The 16,362-nt window shown below is 71.9% G+C and carries 12 protein-coding genes and 2 pseudogenes; 4 read left to right on the forward strand and 10 right to left on the reverse strand.

The features are described from left to right. Nucleotides 1-6,514 (forward strand): type I polyketide synthase (locus ACPXCS_RS31745; RefSeq protein WP_425971071.1); only part of this gene is annotated, 6,514 nt, incomplete at its 5' end. 127 nt (nucleotides 6,515-6,641) lie between these two features. Beyond that, a complete protein-coding gene (locus tag ACPXCS_RS31750; RefSeq protein ID WP_425950941.1) occupies nucleotides 6,642-6,824 on the forward strand; it encodes a DUF5302 domain-containing protein in 183 nt (60 codons plus the stop codon). 391 nt (nucleotides 6,825-7,215) lie between these two features. Here the strand turns inward: ACPXCS_RS31750 and ACPXCS_RS31755 are convergent, their stop codons facing one another. The 3 genes from ACPXCS_RS31755 to ACPXCS_RS31765 all read right to left on the reverse strand — a co-directional run bounded on the left by ACPXCS_RS31755 (nucleotide 7,216) and on the right by ACPXCS_RS31765 (nucleotide 9,619). Continuing rightward, nucleotides 7,216-8,085: an NAD(P)H-binding protein gene (locus ACPXCS_RS31755; protein ID WP_425950940.1), complete on the reverse strand. Its 870-nt coding sequence runs from the start codon at nucleotides 8,083-8,085 to the stop codon at nucleotides 7,216-7,218. Nucleotides 8,086-8,193: 108 nt separating this feature from the next. Continuing rightward, nucleotides 8,194-8,526: a type II toxin-antitoxin system PemK/MazF family toxin gene (locus tag ACPXCS_RS31760; protein ID WP_425950939.1), complete on the reverse strand. Its 333-nt coding sequence runs from the start codon at nucleotides 8,524-8,526 to the stop codon at nucleotides 8,194-8,196. A gap of 238 nt (nucleotides 8,527-8,764) precedes the next feature. Beyond that, nucleotides 8,765-9,619 carry an NAD-dependent epimerase/dehydratase family protein gene (locus ACPXCS_RS31765; protein ID WP_425950938.1) on the reverse strand — a complete coding sequence of 285 codons (855 nt, stop codon included), beginning with the start codon at nucleotides 9,617-9,619 and terminating at the stop codon, nucleotides 8,765-8,767. A gap of 137 nt (nucleotides 9,620-9,756) precedes the next feature. Here ACPXCS_RS31765 and ACPXCS_RS31770 point away from each other — a divergent pair, with 137 nt between their 5' ends. Then, a complete protein-coding gene (locus ACPXCS_RS31770) occupies nucleotides 9,757-10,605 on the forward strand; it encodes a helix-turn-helix transcriptional regulator (protein ID WP_425950937.1) in 849 nt (282 codons plus the stop codon). A 271-nt stretch (nucleotides 10,606-10,876) separates the two neighbouring features. Here ACPXCS_RS31770 and ACPXCS_RS31775 read toward each other — a convergent pair whose 3' ends face one another. The 4 genes and pseudogenes from ACPXCS_RS31775 to ACPXCS_RS31790 all read right to left on the reverse strand — a co-directional run bounded on the left by ACPXCS_RS31775 (nucleotide 10,877) and on the right by ACPXCS_RS31790 (nucleotide 13,159). Continuing rightward, complete coding sequence (locus tag ACPXCS_RS31775) at nucleotides 10,877-11,716, reverse strand: SRPBCC family protein (protein ID WP_425950936.1); 840 nt, start codon at nucleotides 11,714-11,716, stop codon at nucleotides 10,877-10,879. Then, the gene (locus ACPXCS_RS31780) at nucleotides 11,713-12,057 is read right to left on the reverse strand and encodes an ArsR/SmtB family transcription factor (RefSeq protein ID WP_425950935.1); all 345 of its coding nucleotides are present in this window, start codon (nucleotides 12,055-12,057) and stop codon (nucleotides 11,713-11,715) included. Before ACPXCS_RS31780 ends, ACPXCS_RS31775 begins: the two co-directional genes overlap by 4 nt. 366 nt (nucleotides 12,058-12,423) lie before the next feature. Then, nucleotides 12,424-12,699: pseudogene (locus ACPXCS_RS31785) on the reverse strand (transposase); the annotation flags it as partial. Between the two features lie 56 nt (nucleotides 12,700-12,755). Continuing rightward, a pseudogene (locus tag ACPXCS_RS31790) lies at nucleotides 12,756-13,159 on the reverse strand (winged helix-turn-helix transcriptional regulator). Between the two features lie 42 nt (nucleotides 13,160-13,201). Here ACPXCS_RS31790 and ACPXCS_RS31795 point away from each other — a divergent pair. Next, complete coding sequence (locus ACPXCS_RS31795) at nucleotides 13,202-14,053, forward strand: enoyl-CoA hydratase/isomerase family protein (RefSeq protein WP_425950934.1); 852 nt, start codon at nucleotides 13,202-13,204, stop codon at nucleotides 14,051-14,053. 105 nt (nucleotides 14,054-14,158) lie between these two features. Here ACPXCS_RS31795 and ACPXCS_RS31800 read toward each other — a convergent pair whose 3' ends face one another. From ACPXCS_RS31800 to ACPXCS_RS31810, 3 genes are all read right to left on the reverse strand, one after another. Beyond that, nucleotides 14,159-14,374, reverse strand: a complete 216-nt coding sequence (locus ACPXCS_RS31800; protein WP_425950933.1) for a hypothetical protein — start codon at nucleotides 14,372-14,374, stop codon at nucleotides 14,159-14,161. Nucleotides 14,375-14,668: 294 nt separating this feature from the next. Next, nucleotides 14,669-15,010: a hypothetical protein gene (locus ACPXCS_RS31805; RefSeq protein ID WP_425950932.1), complete on the reverse strand. Its 342-nt coding sequence runs from the start codon at nucleotides 15,008-15,010 to the stop codon at nucleotides 14,669-14,671. A 223-nt stretch (nucleotides 15,011-15,233) separates the two neighbouring features. Continuing rightward, nucleotides 15,234-16,358, reverse strand: coding sequence for a fatty acid desaturase family protein (locus ACPXCS_RS31810; protein WP_425950931.1), 1,125 nt, complete (start codon nucleotides 16,356-16,358; stop codon nucleotides 15,234-15,236). Nucleotides 16,359-16,362: the final 4 nt, after the last annotated feature.

The raw sequence follows: 16,362 nt of genomic DNA on the forward strand, positions 1-16,362 counted from the left end.
CTGCCGCCTGCCCGGCGGCATCGACACCCCCGAGGCGTTCTGGCAGCTCCTCGCCGACGGCGGCGACGCCATCGGCGAACTGCCCACGCGATGGCACAACCTCGACGTCTACGACCCGGACCCGGAGGCCGTCGGCAAGAGCTACGCCCGCGAGGGCGGCTTCATCGACGACGTCGAGGGCTTCGACGCCGCCTTCTTCGGCATCTCCCGACGCGAGGCGCTCTCCATGGACCCGCAACAGCGCCTCGTCCTGGAGACAGCCTGGGAGGCGCTGGAACGCGCCGGCATCCACCCCGACGCCCTCGACGGCACCGACACCGGCGTCTACCTCGGCACCATGAGCTCCGACTACGGCGACCAGGGCCGACTCGCCGCCTTCGACGGCTACCTCAGCACCGGCAACGCCTCCAGCGTGATCTCGGGCCGCCTGTCCTACACGCTCGGCCTCCAGGGCCCGGCCGTCACCGTCGACACCGCCTGCTCCTCCTCGCTGGTCGCCCTCCACCTCGCCGCCAACGCGCTGCGCCAGGGCGAGTGCGAGGTCGCGCTCGCCGGCGGCGTCACCGTCATGAGCACCCCCCGCCTCTTCGTGGAGTTCAGCCGGCTCAAGGGGATGGCACCCGACGGACGGTGCAAGTCCTTCTCCGCCGACGCCGACGGCGCGGGCTGGGCCGAGGGGTGCGGCGTCCTCGTCCTCAAACGGCTCTCCGCCGCCGAGCGCGACGGCGATCAGGTCCTGGCCGTCATCCGCGGCAGCGCCGTCAACCAGGACGGCCGCAGCCAGGGTCTGACCGCCCCCAACGGCCCCTCCCAGCAACGCGTCATCCGCGACGCCCTCACCGCCGCCCGCCTGACCCCCGCCGACATCGACGCCGTCGAGGCGCACGGCACCGGCACCCCGCTCGGCGACCCCATCGAAGCCGGGGCGCTGGCCGAGGTCTTCGGGCCCGAACGCCCCGACGGCCGGCCCGTGTGGCTGGGCTCGTCCAAGTCCAACATCGGCCACGCCCAAGCCGCCGCCGGCGTCGCGGGCGTCATGAAGATGGTGCTGGCCCTCCAGCACCAGACACTGCCCAAGACCCTCCACGCCGACGAGCCGAGCCCCCACATCGCGTGGCAGGACAGCGGCCTGGCCCTCCTGGACACCGCACGCCCCTGGCGGCGGGAGGCCACACGCCCCCGACGCGCCGGCGTCTCCTCCTTCGGACTCAGCGGCACCAACGCCCACCTCGTCCTCGAAGAGGCCCCACCACAGCAGCCCCCGGCCCCGGCCACCGGCCCCGCCGAACCCGGCACCACCCCCGTCTGGCCGCTGCCCCTCTCCGCCCGCAGCGAGGAAGCCCTGCGCGACCAGGCCGGACGCTGGGCCTCATGGCTCGCAGACCGGCCCGAGCTGCCGCTCGCCGACGTGGCCGCCACCGCGGCCCGCACCCGCACCCACTTCCCCCACCGGGCCTGCGTCACCGCCACCACCACCGACGAGGCCGTGAAGGCGCTGCGCGCCCTCGCCGACGGCCGGGTCCCCGCGGGCGCCGCCTACGGCACGGCCGCCGACGGCGGCACCGCGGTGCTCTTCACCGGCCAGGGCAGCCAACGCATCGCCATGGGCCGACGCCTCCACGCGGCGCTGCCGGTCTTCCGCCGCGCCCTGGACGAGGTGTGCGCCGCCCTCGACCCGCATCTGACGCGCCGCCTGGCCGACGTACTCCTGGCCGACACCGACAGCCCCGACGCCGTCCTGGTCCACGAGACGGAGTTCACCCAGCCCGCCCTCTTCGCCCTGGAAATCGCCCTGTTCAGGCAGTGGCAGGCGTGGGGCGTGGAGCCCGTCGCCGTCGCGGGACACTCCGTGGGCGAACTGGCCGCCGCACACGCCGCCGGAGTCCTCGACCTCGCCGACGCCGCCCGGCTCGTCGCCGCCCGCGGCCGGCTGATGCAGGCGTGCGAGCGCGGCGGGGCGATGGCCTCCATCGAGGCGCCCGAGACAGCCGTCCTCGACGTCCTCGCCCACACCCCCGGCCGGATCTCCGTCGCCGGCGTCAACGGCCCCGAACAGACCGTCGTCAGCGGCGACGAGGAAGCCGTCGAGAGCGTCCGCGCCCACTTCGCCGGACAAGGCGCGCGCACCCGCCGCCTCACCGTCTCGCACGCCTTCCACTCCCCGCACATGGACACCATGCTCAGCACCTACGAGGAGACTGCCGCCACCTGCACCTTCCACACACCGCGCATCCCCCTGGTCTCCACCGTCACCGGCGGCTGGGCCGGCGCCGAGGAACTGGCCGACCCCGCCTACTGGGGACGCCAGGTACGCCAGGCGGTTCGCTTCCTCGACGCCATGCGCACCCTGGAGGACGCCTCCGTCGCCCGCTACCTGGAATGCGGCCCCGCCGCCGTGCTCTCCGCGGCCGGCGCCACCTGCCTGAGGGGCGAAGCACCGTTCATCGCCGCCCAGCGCGCCCCCCGGTCCCCGCAGGAGCCCGCCGACGAAGTCTGCACGCTGGTCGCGGCCCTCGGCGCGCTGCACACGGCCGGCCAGGACATCACCTGGGACCACGTCCTGACCGGCCACACCCTCCTGCCCCTGCCCACCTACGCCTTCCAGCGGGAACACCTCTGGCTGCAGACCACCGCCCACACGGGCGGCGACGTACGGCCCTGCGGGCTCACCCCCGCCCAGCACCCCTGGCTCCCGGCGGCCCTGACGCTCGCCGCGGGCGAGGGCCACCTGCTCACCGGACGGCTCAGCCTGGCCGAACACCCCTGGCTGCGCGACCACGCCGTCCACGGAACCGTCCTGCTGCCCGGCACCGGCCTGCTCGACATGGCCCTGACCGCCGCCCGCGCCACCGGCGCCCAGGACGTCGCCGAACTCACCCTCGCCCAGCCGCTGATCCTCACCGACGGCGTGCCACTGCGGGTACAGGTGCGAGTCGGCGCCCCCGAGGACGGCCGCCGCGCCCTCAGCATCCACAGCCAGCCCGAAACCAGTGCCGATCCCGACACCTGGACCCAGCACGCCACCGGCCACCTCACCGACAGCGAACAGAGCGACCCGCTGCCCGGCGCCCTCACCGAGCAGCTCCCCGAACTCGCCACCTGGCCCGTCCCCGGTACCGAACCCGTGCCTGTCGAGGGGTTCTACGACCACCTGGCCGACCAGGGACTCGCCTACGGACCGGCCTTCCACGGCCTCACCGGCCTCGCCCGGCGGAACTCCGTCGCCTACGGACGGATCGTCCTGCCCGAGCCCCGCCGGCACGAGGCCGACGCGTACGGCGTCCACCCCGCCCTGCTCGACGCCGCCCTCCACGTCCTGGCCGCGGTGGACACCGGCGAAGCAGCCGACGGAAAGATACCGCTCCCCTTCGCCTGGAGTGACGTCCGCCTGCACGCCACCGGCGGCACCGAACTGCACGTGCGTGCCGAACGGACGACGACCGCGCCCGACGGCGGCGGGCACACCGTCAGCCTCCTCGTCACCGACCCCACCGGGCAGCCGGTGCTCAGCGCCGCCGCCTTGGAGATCCGGCGGACCGACGCCGCCCACCTGCGCGCTGCCGGGCCGGCCGCCCCCGACCACCTGTACCGGTTCGACTTCCAGCCCGTCGACCTCCCCCAGGCCGCCGCGGCAGCGGGGGAGACCGTGGTACTCGGCGGGACCGGGGACATCGCCCGGCTCCTGCACGCCCCCTGGTACGCCGAGCCCGGCGACCTGCCGGCCGCCTCGGCCCGCCCGCAGCGCATCGTCATCGACACCACCACCCCCACTGGAGACGACTCCACCGGAGACACCTCCGCCGAGGACACTTCCACCGGGGGCACCTCCACCGGGGGCACCCCCGGTGAAGCAGCCCGCCACGCCATCCTCACCGCCCTCCCGGTACTCCAGCGCCTCCTGGCCGACGACGCCTTCGCCGGCACCGAACTGGTGTGGATCACCCGGGACGCGGTCGCCGCCCGGCCCGAGGACACCGTCCCCGCCCTCGCCACCGCCCCCCTGTGGGGCCTGATCCGCTCGGTGCGGGGCGAACACCCCGACCGTGTCCTGCGCCTGATCGACCTGGACGGAGCCGGAACCGAACCCGGCCTCCTCGACCGGGCCCTCACCCTCACCGGCGAACCCGAACTGGCCCTGCGCGCCGCCACCGCCCACGCCCCCCGCCTGCTGCCCGCCGGGAAGAACGACGCCCGCACCGGCACCCTCACCCCGCCCCCCGGCAGCGGCCCCTGGCACCTCGACATCCGGGACAAGGGCAGCCTCGACAGCCTCGAACTGATCCCCTCGGACCAGTTGGAACCCCTCGGCGACCACGAGGTCCGCATCGACGTCCGCGCCGCGGGCATGAACTTCCGCGACGTCCTCAACGCCCTCGGCATGGTGCCCACCCCGGCACTCGGCCTGGAATTCGCCGGCGTGGTCCGCGAAACCGGCCCCGCCGTGCGCCACTTGCGCCCCGGCGACCGGGCCATGGGCCTGGCCCTGGGCGCCTTCGGCACCGAGGTACGCGGCGACGGGCACCTGATGACGAAACTGCCCGACGCCCTGACCTTCGAAGAAGGCGCCACCGTCCCGCTCGCCTTCCTCACCGCCCACTACGCCCTCACCGCCCTGGGCGACGTGCGGCCCGGCGAGAAACTCCTCGTCCACGCCGCCGCCGGCGGCGTCGGCATGGCAGCCGTCCAACTCGCCCACCACCTCGGCGCCGAGGTCTACGGCACCGCCTCGCCCGCCAAGTGGCCGACCCTGCGCGCCCTCGGCCTGCCCGACGACCGGATCGCCGGCTCCCGCGACACCGCCTTCGAACAGCAGTGGCTGACCGCCACCGGCGGCCACGGCGTCGACGTCGTCCTGAACTCCCTGGCCGGCGAGCTCACCGACGCCTCCCTGCGACTGCTGCCCCGCGGCGGCCGATTCCTGGAGATGGGCAAGACCGACATCCGGGACGCCACCGAAATCGCCGCAGCCCACCCCGGCGTCACCTACACCGCCTTCGACCTGATGTCCCTGGACCCCACCCACCTCCAGCGCATGCTCACCGAGGTCGCACACCTGCTGGAACAGGGCGCCGTCACCCCACTGCCCTACCTCTCCTACGACGTACGGCAAGCACCCGCCGCCTTCCGGTACATGGCACAGGGCCGGCACACCGGCAAGATCGTCCTCACCACGCCACGCGCCCTCGACCCGGACGGCACCGTGCTGCTCACCGGCGGCACCGGCGAACTCGGCCGGCGCGTCGCCCACCACCTGGTCACCACACACGGCGTACGCCACCTCGTGCTGACCTCCCGCCAGGGGCCCGCCGCCCCCGGCACCGAAACACTCGTCGCCGAACTGCAGGAAGCGGGCGCCTCGACCGTGCGCGTCCTCGCCTGCGACATCGCCGACCCCGGCCAAGCGGCGGCCGCCCTCGCCGAAGCGGGCGGGGAACACCCGCTCACCGGCATCGTCCACCTGGCCGCCGTGCTCCAGGACGGAGCCGTCGCCAACCAGACCCCCGACGCCTTCGCCCGGGTACTCGACCCCAAGCTGACCGGCGCCTGGAACCTGCACACCCTCACCCGGGACACCGAACTGGCCGCCTTCGTCCTCTTCTCCTCCGTGGCCGGCACCCTCGGATCCCCCGGCCAGGGCAACTACGGCGCCGCCAACGCCTTCCTCGACGCCCTCGCCCTCCACCGCCGCAGCCGCGGTCTTGCCGCGACCAGCCTCGCCTGGGGCCTGTGGGAACAGAACGGCGGCGGCATGACCGCCGGCCTCGACCAGGCCGAGCGCGCCCGGATGCGCCGCCAGGGCGCCCTGGCGATGAGCCCGCATGAAGGACTCGCCCTGCTCGACGCCGCCCTGGCCCGGCCCGAGGCCCACCTGGTGCCGGTCAAACTCGACCTCACCCGCCTTCAGGGCACCGAGGAGAACACCCTCCCCGCCGCACTGCGCCACCTGGTGCAGCCCAGGCCCCGGCGAGCCGGCCGGGCCGAGAGCCGCTCCACGATGTTCCACCAGGAACTGGCCGGCCTGCCCGAAGGAGAGCGGCTCGCCGCCCTGCGCCTCTTCCTGCGCCAGGAGATCTCCTCCGTCCTGGGCCTGCCCGGCGCCGAGTCGGTGCCCCTCGACACACCGATGCGGGTCTTCGGCTGGGACTCCCTCATGGCGGTCGAACTGCGCAACCGCATCGTCAAGGAACTCCAGGTCGACGTCCCCAGAACACTCGCCTTCGACTACCCCACCCCCGAGGCGATCGCCGACTTCCTCCACGCCCAGCTCGCCGCAGGCGACACGGCGGACCAGGCGCCCCCCGACGAGCCGGCCGAAGCCGCCCGATGGGCACTGGCCCGCATCGACACCGACCAACTGCGCCGCAGCGGCCTGCTCGACCGGCTCCTGCAACTCGCCCGCCCCGGAAACCCCCCCGGGCCCGACACGGACACCACCACCGCGCTCCAGGCAGCCGAGGACCTCACCGACGAGGAAGTCGACCGCGCCCTGGACGCCGTCCTCGGCACCCTTTGACCCGGCCCCGGCCACAACCCCCGACCGCCCCCCCTTTTCGGGACCACGGCCCGTCCGAAACCCGACCTCGCCCACTCCCTATCCGTGAGCCAGGCTGACACCACCCCCCATCACACAGGAGGCGCACATGGCGGAGACGCCGAGCAACAACGCCGAAGAGAAGACCGCCCGAGACAAATTCCGTGAGGCGCTCGAACGCAAGCAGAACCAGACGCGCTCCCAGCAGGCGCACGAGGAAGGCCGCATGAAGGTGAAGAGCATGAGCGGCCAGGCCGGCAGGAAGCGGCAGTTCCGCAGGAAGACCGGCTGACCGGAGTGCCCCCGCTGTGCCGCCGGTGCGCACACCGCGCACCGGCGGCACAGCTTTGCCCCGGAACCGACCGCGACCCTGAACCCCTGAATCCCTGAATCCCTGGATAAACGCTTGAGGAACACTGGAGCCCGAAAAGACAAACACTCGAACCGTGCTGGAGAAAAACGGGATTTCCTGAAGAATCGCAGAGATGGCAGCGCGTTTCAGCCACCCGCGTACCGACGCCTCAAAGAGCCCCGTCCAGCTGCCAAGGCGAAATCGAGCGCTGAAAGGAATGGCAGGACGCCGGACTCTTCCTCGCCACCCAGGCGCTCAGGCTCGCCCCGGAAGGACACCGAGGAACTGCGCCGCGAGAGCACCGCCATGCCGATCCCGCAGGGCTGTGCCCTCACCGCCCCGACGCCTCGTCCGCGAACGCCCCCCGGTGCTCCTGCGCCCACGTCCGAAAAGACCGCGCCGGCGCGCCAGTCACCGAGCACACCGTGTTCACGACCTGAGCCTTCGCCCCGTCCCGCTGCCGGAGCGCACTTTCCAGCAGCGCCTGCGCCACCGGCTCCGGATGACGCGCCCTCATGGCCGCACGCGCCCTCTCAGGGCTCAGTTCCTCGAAGCGCAAAGGCACTCCGAGCGCCCGGCCCAGCTGTTCCGTCTGCTCGGCCGGAGTGACGGCCGCAGGCCCGGTCAACGTGTGCGCCCGGCCCGCGTGACCGTCCTCGGTCAGCATCCGCACGGCGACCTCCGCGATGTCACGGGGATCGACACAGGCGTTGCCCGACGCCCCGTACAGCCCCCTGACCACCCGTTCCGAACGGACGGACGCCACCCAGGACAGCGCGTTGCTCATGAACGAGCGCGGACGCAACAGCGTCCACTGCATGCCGCTGTCCCGCAGCAACTCCTCGTTGCCACGCTGCCAGCGGGTGATCAGGTCATCGGCCCGCGCATCGAGCACGGCCGCCGCCGACAGCTTCACCACCCGCTCCACCCCGGCCCTGGACGCGGCCCGCAGAAACCGCGCGTCGTCGTCCCCGCCGATCCGGCTGGTCACCAAGAACACCGTCCGCACGCCGGCCAGCGCGCGCCGAAGCGATCCGGGGTCCCGGTAATCGGCGATGACGGTCTCACAGACCGCCCCGGCCGGCCCCTTTTCCACCCCCCTCGCCGAGCCCCTGGTCATCAGGCGTGCCCGCACCCCACCGGGCAGCCGCCGCACGACCTCACGGCCCACCGTCCCCGTCGCCCCCGTCACCAGGATCACCGAGCCCCCATTCCGCTTCCGGTCCGCCGGAACGCGTATCAGACCAGAAAATATACCGGTTGGGCGGTTTCTTCGAGGGAGTGTGAGAACTACGGGTTCCGTCCGGCCCTACGCGAGTCCGCTGAGACGGAGGGCATCCTCGATCTCGCTGAGCTTCGCCGAGGACAGGACGCCCGCCCGCTCGATCAGGTCGTCCCGGGACACGGTGGTCAGCCACGTGCACGGGGTGAAGCCCGCACGCGGCAACGCGAACCGCAGCACGCCCTCACCGGGCAGTCCTTCCCCGGCGCCCACGGCCACTTCGACACCCAGACCGCCGAGGTCGACACCCGCCGGAGCGACGACCTGCATCACCCGGATCCCGCACACCTCGTCCCCCGACAGCAGCACGACCAGCCGCCGCTCGTCGAACTCGGCCCACCAGACCTCACCACGTTGCACATGTCCTCCTGACCCGGGACGGCCGGCGCACCCTGCACGCCCCTGACACGCCGCGGACACGCCGCGGAGGCGACGCGGGGCCACCGCTGATCACCGCTGATCACCGCTGTACGAAGACCGAAGATCATGCGACGGCCGCAGGCCACAGCGTAAGCCCCGGCCCGCCGGCGAAGGCGTATTCGGTGATGGCCGTGAAGGCCGGACCCGCGGGGGCGGGACCGGCCGGGCGCCGTGACCGTCACAGGGCTCCGGCGTCCCGGGCCGTCCAGACGCTCGGGTAGATCGGCCGGAAGCCGAGCTCCCGGCGGATCCGCTGGTTGGACATGATCCCGAACCACGGGTCGGGATCCGTGAGTTCGTGAAGCCCGGCCGGTACCTCCACGCCGTTGAGCCGGTACAGCTCGACCGTCGTGACAGGGGCGTCATCGGCGATGTTGTAGATCCGGCCGGTGAGGCCCGGCGCGTAGAGCAGACGCATCAGACCCTGGGCGACGTCCGCGTGGTGGGCCATCTGCAACCGCTGGTGCGGCGCCCAACGAGAGGCCCAGCGCAGGGAGTCGGCGAGGTGCGGGTCGCCCTCGCCGTAGACGAAGGGGAGCCGCCCGATGCGTATGTCCAGGCCCTCGAGCGCGACCAGTTCACGCTCGGCCGCGGCCTTGGACGCGGGGTAGGCACCCCACATCGCGCCGCCCGGCCGGCTCTCGTCCTCCTCGGTCAGCGGGCGGCCCCGTCCGACGCCGTACACATTGCCCGTGCTGACCTGCACGAACCGCTCCACGCCCGAGGCCTGCGCGGCGCGGCCCAGGGCCACCGCGGCGTCCCGGTTGACGGCCCACGCCTCCTCGTCCGGCACCCCGCGGAAGGAGGCGGCGACGTTCACGACGGCGTCCACGCCGGCGAGCGCCTTGCCGAGGGTCTCCTCGTCACGCAGGTCTCCCACGGCGACCTGAGCGCCCAGCTCCGCGAAGCGCTCGCCGCGGGCCGCGTCCCGCACCAGGACCCGCACCTGCTCGCCCGGCTGGCGCTGGGCCAGCAGCCTCGGCACGAAGCGGCGTCCGACCTGTCCCGTCGTACCGGTCACCAATGTCAGCATGATCTGCTCCTCGCGTACGGTGTCGCCCGTGGTGGGTGACCAGCCTCGGCCGATACGGGGTGCGAGGGGGAGAGACCTCTTGATCAGGGGATCGCCGGTCCCTGGATAAGCCGGCCGGCCTGCCGCACCCTGGGAAGGTGGACCGAGCCGAACTCGCCGACTTCCTGCGCCGCGCCCGCGCCCGCCTGGCCCCCGGCGACGTGGGCCTCACGGCAGGCGCCCGCCGCCGAACGCCGGGCCTGCGCCGCGAGGAGGTGGCCCAGCTGGCCGGCATGTCCGTGGACTACTACACGCGGCTGGAACAGTCCCGGGGCCCGCGCCCGTCCCGCCAGATGCTCACCGCGCTGGCCCGCGCCCTGCGCCTGACGGACGACGAACGCGACCACCTCTTCCACCTCACCGGCGAGGAGGCACCGCGCCGGGCGGCGACCGGCACGCACGTGCGCCCGGGCCTGCTCCTGGTACTGGACCGGCTGCACGACGTCCCCGCGATGGTGGTGACCGACTGCGGCGAGGTCCTGGCCCAGAACGCGCTGTCGCGGGCGCTGAGCGGAGACGTCCTCGCCCGCCCGCCCCGAGGACACAACCTGATCCGCCGCTTCTTCCTGGACCCGGCGGCCCAGGAGCTGTTCCCGCCCGAGGACCGCCCGGAGCGCGCCCGCGAGCAGGTCGCCGCCCTGCGAGCGGTGGCCTCGGCCCGCCCCACCGACCCCGAACCGGCCACCCTCGTCGCCGAACTGCGCGCCGCCAGCAGGGAGTTCGCCGACCTCTGGGACGAACACGAGGTCGCGGCACGCCGCGCCTCCACCAAACGCTTCCGGCACCCTGCGATCGGCGTCCTCGAACTCGACTGCGAGGTCCTCGCCAACTCCGACCACAACCAGCAACTCGTCCTGCACACGGCCCGCCCGGGCACGGACTCCTACGAACGCTTGCGGCTGCTGCGCGTGGTGGGCCTGCAGGACCTGACACCGACCGGCCCCTGACCACGAGCGCGCGCCCCCAGCCCGCTCCCCGCCACCGCACATCCCCCACCGGGCGGTGCCGAGACCACCAAGGTGACCGGACGTTTGCCGAGCCGTGCCCACGGTAGGCGGCCCGCCGCCCGAGCTGGGGAGCCTGCCGCACCACCCGGGCCGTCGTCACCATCGCCGTGGGCCCGTCGCCCGGCCCATCACCGTCGGCGTCCGCCGGCGAAGCTGCGCCGAGGTCGCTGGTCGCTGACGGGCGTCAGCCCGAGCCTGCCGTCAACGCATCTCAGGCGGAGGCGAGTTCGAGCATCCGTGCCGCAAGCCGCTCGATCCGCTCATGCCACGCATCCCGCGCGGCCCGCGGATTGCCGGCTCCGTCCACGGTGAGGACCATCCGGGCCCCGTGTCCCGTCCCCTCCGCGAACTCCCAGCGCACCAGCTCGCCCGCAGCCGTCCGATACGCGAGCACCTCGGGCTCGCTCACCTCGGTCACCCGGCCTTCCTCGTACGAAGGAGTCGTGAAGCCTTGAGGCGCCTCGGAACCCTCCGACACCGGGGCGTCACCCGCCAGTTCACCCCACACGACATCGGCCGGGCGCAGCAACTGACGCTCGAAGCGCACCGTCGTGCCCTCGATCTCCCCGCGGCCCAGATCGAACTGCTCCAGATACGCCTCGTGCAGATCACCCCGGTCCGGGTCGACGTCGACCGGCTCGCGGTTCAGGAGCCGGCCGAGCGCTGTCATGCACAGATGCCAGCCGGAGGCGAAGCTCGCCCCGCCGAAGCGGTCGCCGAAGGTATGCGTGAGGGTCAGCAGCGAGCCCTCGCCCTCGGGCGTGATCTCCCAGCGCAGATGGTCCTCACCCCACTCGAAGGCGAACAGGTGCGGTGCCTCGGCGTCGGTCACCCGGCCCGTCATACCGGGCCCGTCCTCGCCGGGGAAGTGGAACCCCATTGCGCCACCGGGCTCCAGCTCGACGGTGACCTCGGACGGAAACCATTGGGCGAGCTGCGCCGGTTCCGTGACGGCCGCCCAGACGGCGGCCGGGGGATGGGCGAGCCTGCGCCGCATGACGAGCGCGGTGCGGCCGTCGGCGGTGGTGAGGGTGTCGGCTTCGGGGGTCATGACGCATGGTCCTTCTGCTGGTCGTCAGGGGCGCGATGGTCGAGACGGTCGAGGTGGTGTTCGAGGCGGTCGAGGCTCGTCGACCACAGATGCCGGTAGTGGGCGAGCCAGGCGTCGAGTTCGGCGAGCGGCTCGGGACGCAGCTCGTACCAGCGGCGCTGCGCGTCCTGTCGTACGCGCACCAGGCCGGCCTCGCGCAGCACCCGCAGATGCTTGGACGTGCCGGGCTGGCTCAGGCCGAGCGCCTCGGTCAGCTCGCCGACCAGACGGGGCCGCTCGAGCAGCAGATCCAGAATGCGGCGGCGCTGTGGCTCGGCCAGCACATCGAACGGTATGGGCATACCTCGAACATAGCCCCTCGGTTATATAGCCGCAACGGCATGCACAGGGGTCCTTCCGGGGAGGCGTAGAGGTCCGCCTGCACGCGGGTGCGCACCTCCCGCTCGGTCACCGGCCCCCGGCGCCGTCCTGGAGGCGGAGGCGGCGGCCGCGAACGTGGCGGGTTACGGCGATGCCACCGGGGCGGGCCTGGAAGAAGAGGCGTTCCCGGTGGGGCAGTTGCTCGCCCTGGCCACGGAAGCCGCGGGCGGCCGGCACTGCCGGGTGCGCGCGGGCCCACATCGTCCTCACCGCTGCGGAGATGCCGACATCGGCTGGATCGTGTCAGTGGACTCCCCGCCGGAGCCAGAAAAAATAGGGGGCACCGTGAGGAGGATTTCGTGCGGGCGGGGCCAGACGCCGACCTCGGTCCAGTCCCGCAGGCGCCGCCGGCACGTCACCCCGCTGCGGCCGATCGTCTCGGTCGGCACATCCGCCCAGGTCACACCCGTGCGCAAGACGTGGAAGATCCCGCGCAGAGCCGCACGGTCATCCACCGGCAGGCGGCCCGGATACCGCCGACGCCGCGGCGGACGAGGAGGGAGCAGCGGCGCGACACGTTCCCACAGATCAGCAGACACAAGATCATCCGACCCCTGGGCCACTCTGCCGCCACCGCATCCGAGCGCCAGGCCCTCACGCCGAACTCATCCCGAAAAAATCAGTGAAGGGTGTCCGCGCCTGCGTCGAATGCCGCCCTGTGCCGTTCGACTTCGGGGAGGTGGTCGGCGGTCCAGGAGCGCAGGATCGAGAAGGGCTCCTCAAGCGTGCGGCCCAGCGGTGTGATCCGGTACTCCACGGCGACGGGGCGTTGCATCAGTACCCGGCGCTCGACGAGGCCGTTGCGTTCCAACCGTCGCAGTGCCTGCGTCAGCGATTTTGAGTGACCCCATCGAGCTCTCTCTTGAGCTCGTTGAAGCGTCGCGGCTGCCGGCACAACGCGGCCAGCAGCAGATGACCCCACTTGTCCAGCAACTGGTCCAAGAGCTCGCGCTGCGGGCCAACGATGGTCTCGTGATCGGCCCGATCTTCGCGGATACCAGGTTTCTTTGAAGTACCTGCCATGTACCAGGTATACCAGAGATACCGGCAACCCAAGGGAATCTCATGACCGCACAGTCCCTGCCCAGCCTCAATCTCAAGCGCCAGGACGGAGTGCTATGGGTCTCGATGGATGTTCCGCCCGTCAACCTGATGACGGCGCAGCTCATGCTCGACCTGAACGCCGTCGCTGCGTCGGCCGAGAACGATCCCGATCTGCACGTCATCGTGGTCCAGAGCGCTGATCCGGAGTTCTTCCTGGCGCACGGCGACCTGTCATTCGTGGAGGACCCCGCGACCTACGCCGCTCTCCCGGTCGCGGAGGAGACCCTTGTCGGGACGGGCCCGATGATGCGGCTTCATGAACGCTGGCGGCGTCTGCCTCAGACCACCATCGCCAAGGTCGCGGGACTCGCCCGTGGCGGTGGAGCCGAGCTGGTCTCCAGCCTGGATCTGCGATTCGCGGCCCTCGAGACTGCGGCGTTCGGCCAGTTCGAGGCGCTGATCGGCATCGTCCCTGGAGCCGGTGCGACTGCCCACCTGCCCCGCCTCGTGGGACGCGCTCGCGCTCTCGAGATCGTGCTGACAGGCGGGCTCGTCGACGCGGCGACTGCCGAGCGGTGGGGGTGGGTGAACCGAGCTCTGCCCGCCGCGGAACTGGATGACTATGTCGAGTGGGTCGCACGGGCCATCGCGTCTTTGCCCGACGGTGTCCGCGCCGCGGCTGTCGAAGCAATCGACGCGGCCGACGGCACGCTTGAGGACGCACTGCGCGCGGAAAACCGCCTGCTCGGCGAAACGTTCACTCCCGCGTCTGGAGAGCTCGCCCGGGCAGCGCTCGCGGCCGGGGTTCACACGCGCGAGGTGGAGCTGAACCTCGAAAAGGTACTGCGCGCGAACCTCGTCCGACATCCGTAACGGTGCGAATCGGGAGAGACGCGGCCGCCACCCACGCCGGCGGCGGCCCGGCGATGGAAAGCTGGTCCGGATCAAGCGGCCAGGACCTCCCGCAACTCGCGCACCTCACGCTCCTGGTGGTGCTGGGCGGGGATCGCCTCGTACAGGTCCAGGGCGCGGCGGCGCACCGACGTCTGTGAAGGTCAGCGTCTGGCCGTTGTCGGTGACGGTGCCCATGTAGGCGCGGTTGGCGCTGAGCGGCTGGGCGGGCACCTGGAGACGGTCCGGGTCGGCCCGGCGGGCGGCGACGAAGCGGGCGAAGACGCCGGTGTCCTCGGGCATGGGCAGTCTCAGGGGCGCGGCGAGCAGCGCCTCGGCGGAGATGCCGTGCGCGTAGCGGCCGGTGGGGTTCTGGCAGTCGTGCTGGTTGCTGGCCGGCGCGAAGTGCAGAGCCGTTCCGTGGACCGGGCAGCACAGCTCGTCGCACTGGTGCAGGGTCCGTACGACGGTCAGGGGCGCATCCCGTTCAGCTGCTCGGCCACCGTTCGAGCGGCTGTAGTGCGGAGCCTGGCCGTGGTCGGTCTTTCCCCAGGCCGGCGTGCGCGGCTGCCCCGGCCGCGTCGCTCACGGTGGTGCTCAGCACGGTTCGGCCGCCGTGGCGCGGTACCGGGCGCCGTACACGAGCAGATCCTCGACGGGGACGCGCGGCGGCGCCCAGTGCCGCTGGAAGTTGGGGTGCTCGCTCCAGCGCACCGCGGCGTGGCGCAGCGCCAGGCCGATGCCGTCGATGAACCCGGCGTCGCGGACGTCGACCGCTCCGTGGTCGCGGTAGCGCAGCAGAGCGTCGTAGAGACCGAGTTGTGCGTTCAGGCCGGCGATGAGCGGCTCACTCGGGGCGGCCGGCAGCTCGGCGATCCGGTCGGCGAGGAAGGCGATCAGCGCGCGGCCGTCGGCGGTGGTGAGTCCGTGAGGGCTCAAGGGCCCACCGTCCCCGTCGCCCCCGTCACCAGGATCATCGAGCCCCCATTCCGCTTCCGGTCCGCCGGAACGCGTATCAGGCCAAAAATATACCGGTTGGGAGGTTTCTTCGAGGGGTGACGTCGATGGGACCCGGACACCCTGGGGCTCGCCCTGACCGCAGCCGAAGGGAACGCGTCGACCAGGGCACCCCCGGCGAGGTCGCTGAAGCAGTACGGGGAATTCAGGCCGCGACGAGTTCCTGCTCCTGCTCGCGGTCCGGTGTCGTGACCTTGGGCTTCTTGTTCGGCAGCGAGAGCCGGAAGACCTTGTGCCACGCGGAGAACACCTGCCGGGGCAGCGGCCCGGTGACGTACTCCAGCTCGTACTTTGCGAACAGCGCGCGCACCTTGACCGCGACCTCGGCGTAGCGGTTGCTCGGCAGGTCCGGGAAGAGGTGGTGCTCGATCTGGTGCGAGAGGTTGCCGGTCATGAAGTGCATGGCCTTGCTGCCGCTGATGTTCGCCGAACCCATCATCTGGCGCAGGTACCACTGGCCGCGCGTCTCGCCGTTGATGGAGCGGCGCTCGAAGACCTGCACGCCCTCGGGGAAGTGCCCGCACATGATCACCGAGTGGGTCCAGAGGTTGCGGACCAGATTCGCGGTGAACGTGGCGGCGAGCGTGGGGAGGAACGACGGGCCGGACAGCAGCGGGTGGATCACGTAGTCCTTGAACACCTGCTTGCGGATCTTGCGGCCCACGGCCTTGGCCCGCGCGCGGAACTTTGGGTTCTTGCGGCGGCGCTTGTTCAGGTTCTTGCCGAGCTCCAGATCGTAGGCGGCGATGCCGTACTCGAAGAAGCAGGCGTTGAGGAAGTTCCACAGCGGCTGGCCGAGGTGGAACGGGTGCCACTTCTGGTCCTCGTCGACGCGCATGATGCCGTAGCCGAGGTCGTTGTCCTTGCCGATCACGTTGGTGTACGTGTGGTGCAGCTCGTTGTGCGAGTGCTTCCACTGGTCGGCCGGCGAGACGTGATCCCATTCCCAGGTGGTGGAGTGGATCTTCGGGTCCCGCATCCAGTCCCACTGGCCGTGCAGGATGTTGTGGCCGATCTCCATGTTGTCCATGATCTTGGCCACGGACAGACCCGCGGTGCCGATGATCCACGCGGGCGGGAAGAACGAGAACAACAGCACGCCCCGGCTGACCAGCTCCAACTTGCGCTGCGCCGAGATGACCTTGCGGATGTAGGCGGCATCCTTCTCGCCGCGGCTCGCGATCACCTCGTCGCGGATCGCGTCCAGCTCGCGGCCGAGCTGTTCGATCTGCTCCGCGCTCAGGTGGGCGGTGGGGTCGATGGCGGTCAAAGTG

Source organism: Streptomyces sp. DT190 (assembly GCF_049846985.1).
Lineage (GTDB): Bacteria > Actinomycetota > Actinomycetes > Streptomycetales > Streptomycetaceae > Streptomyces.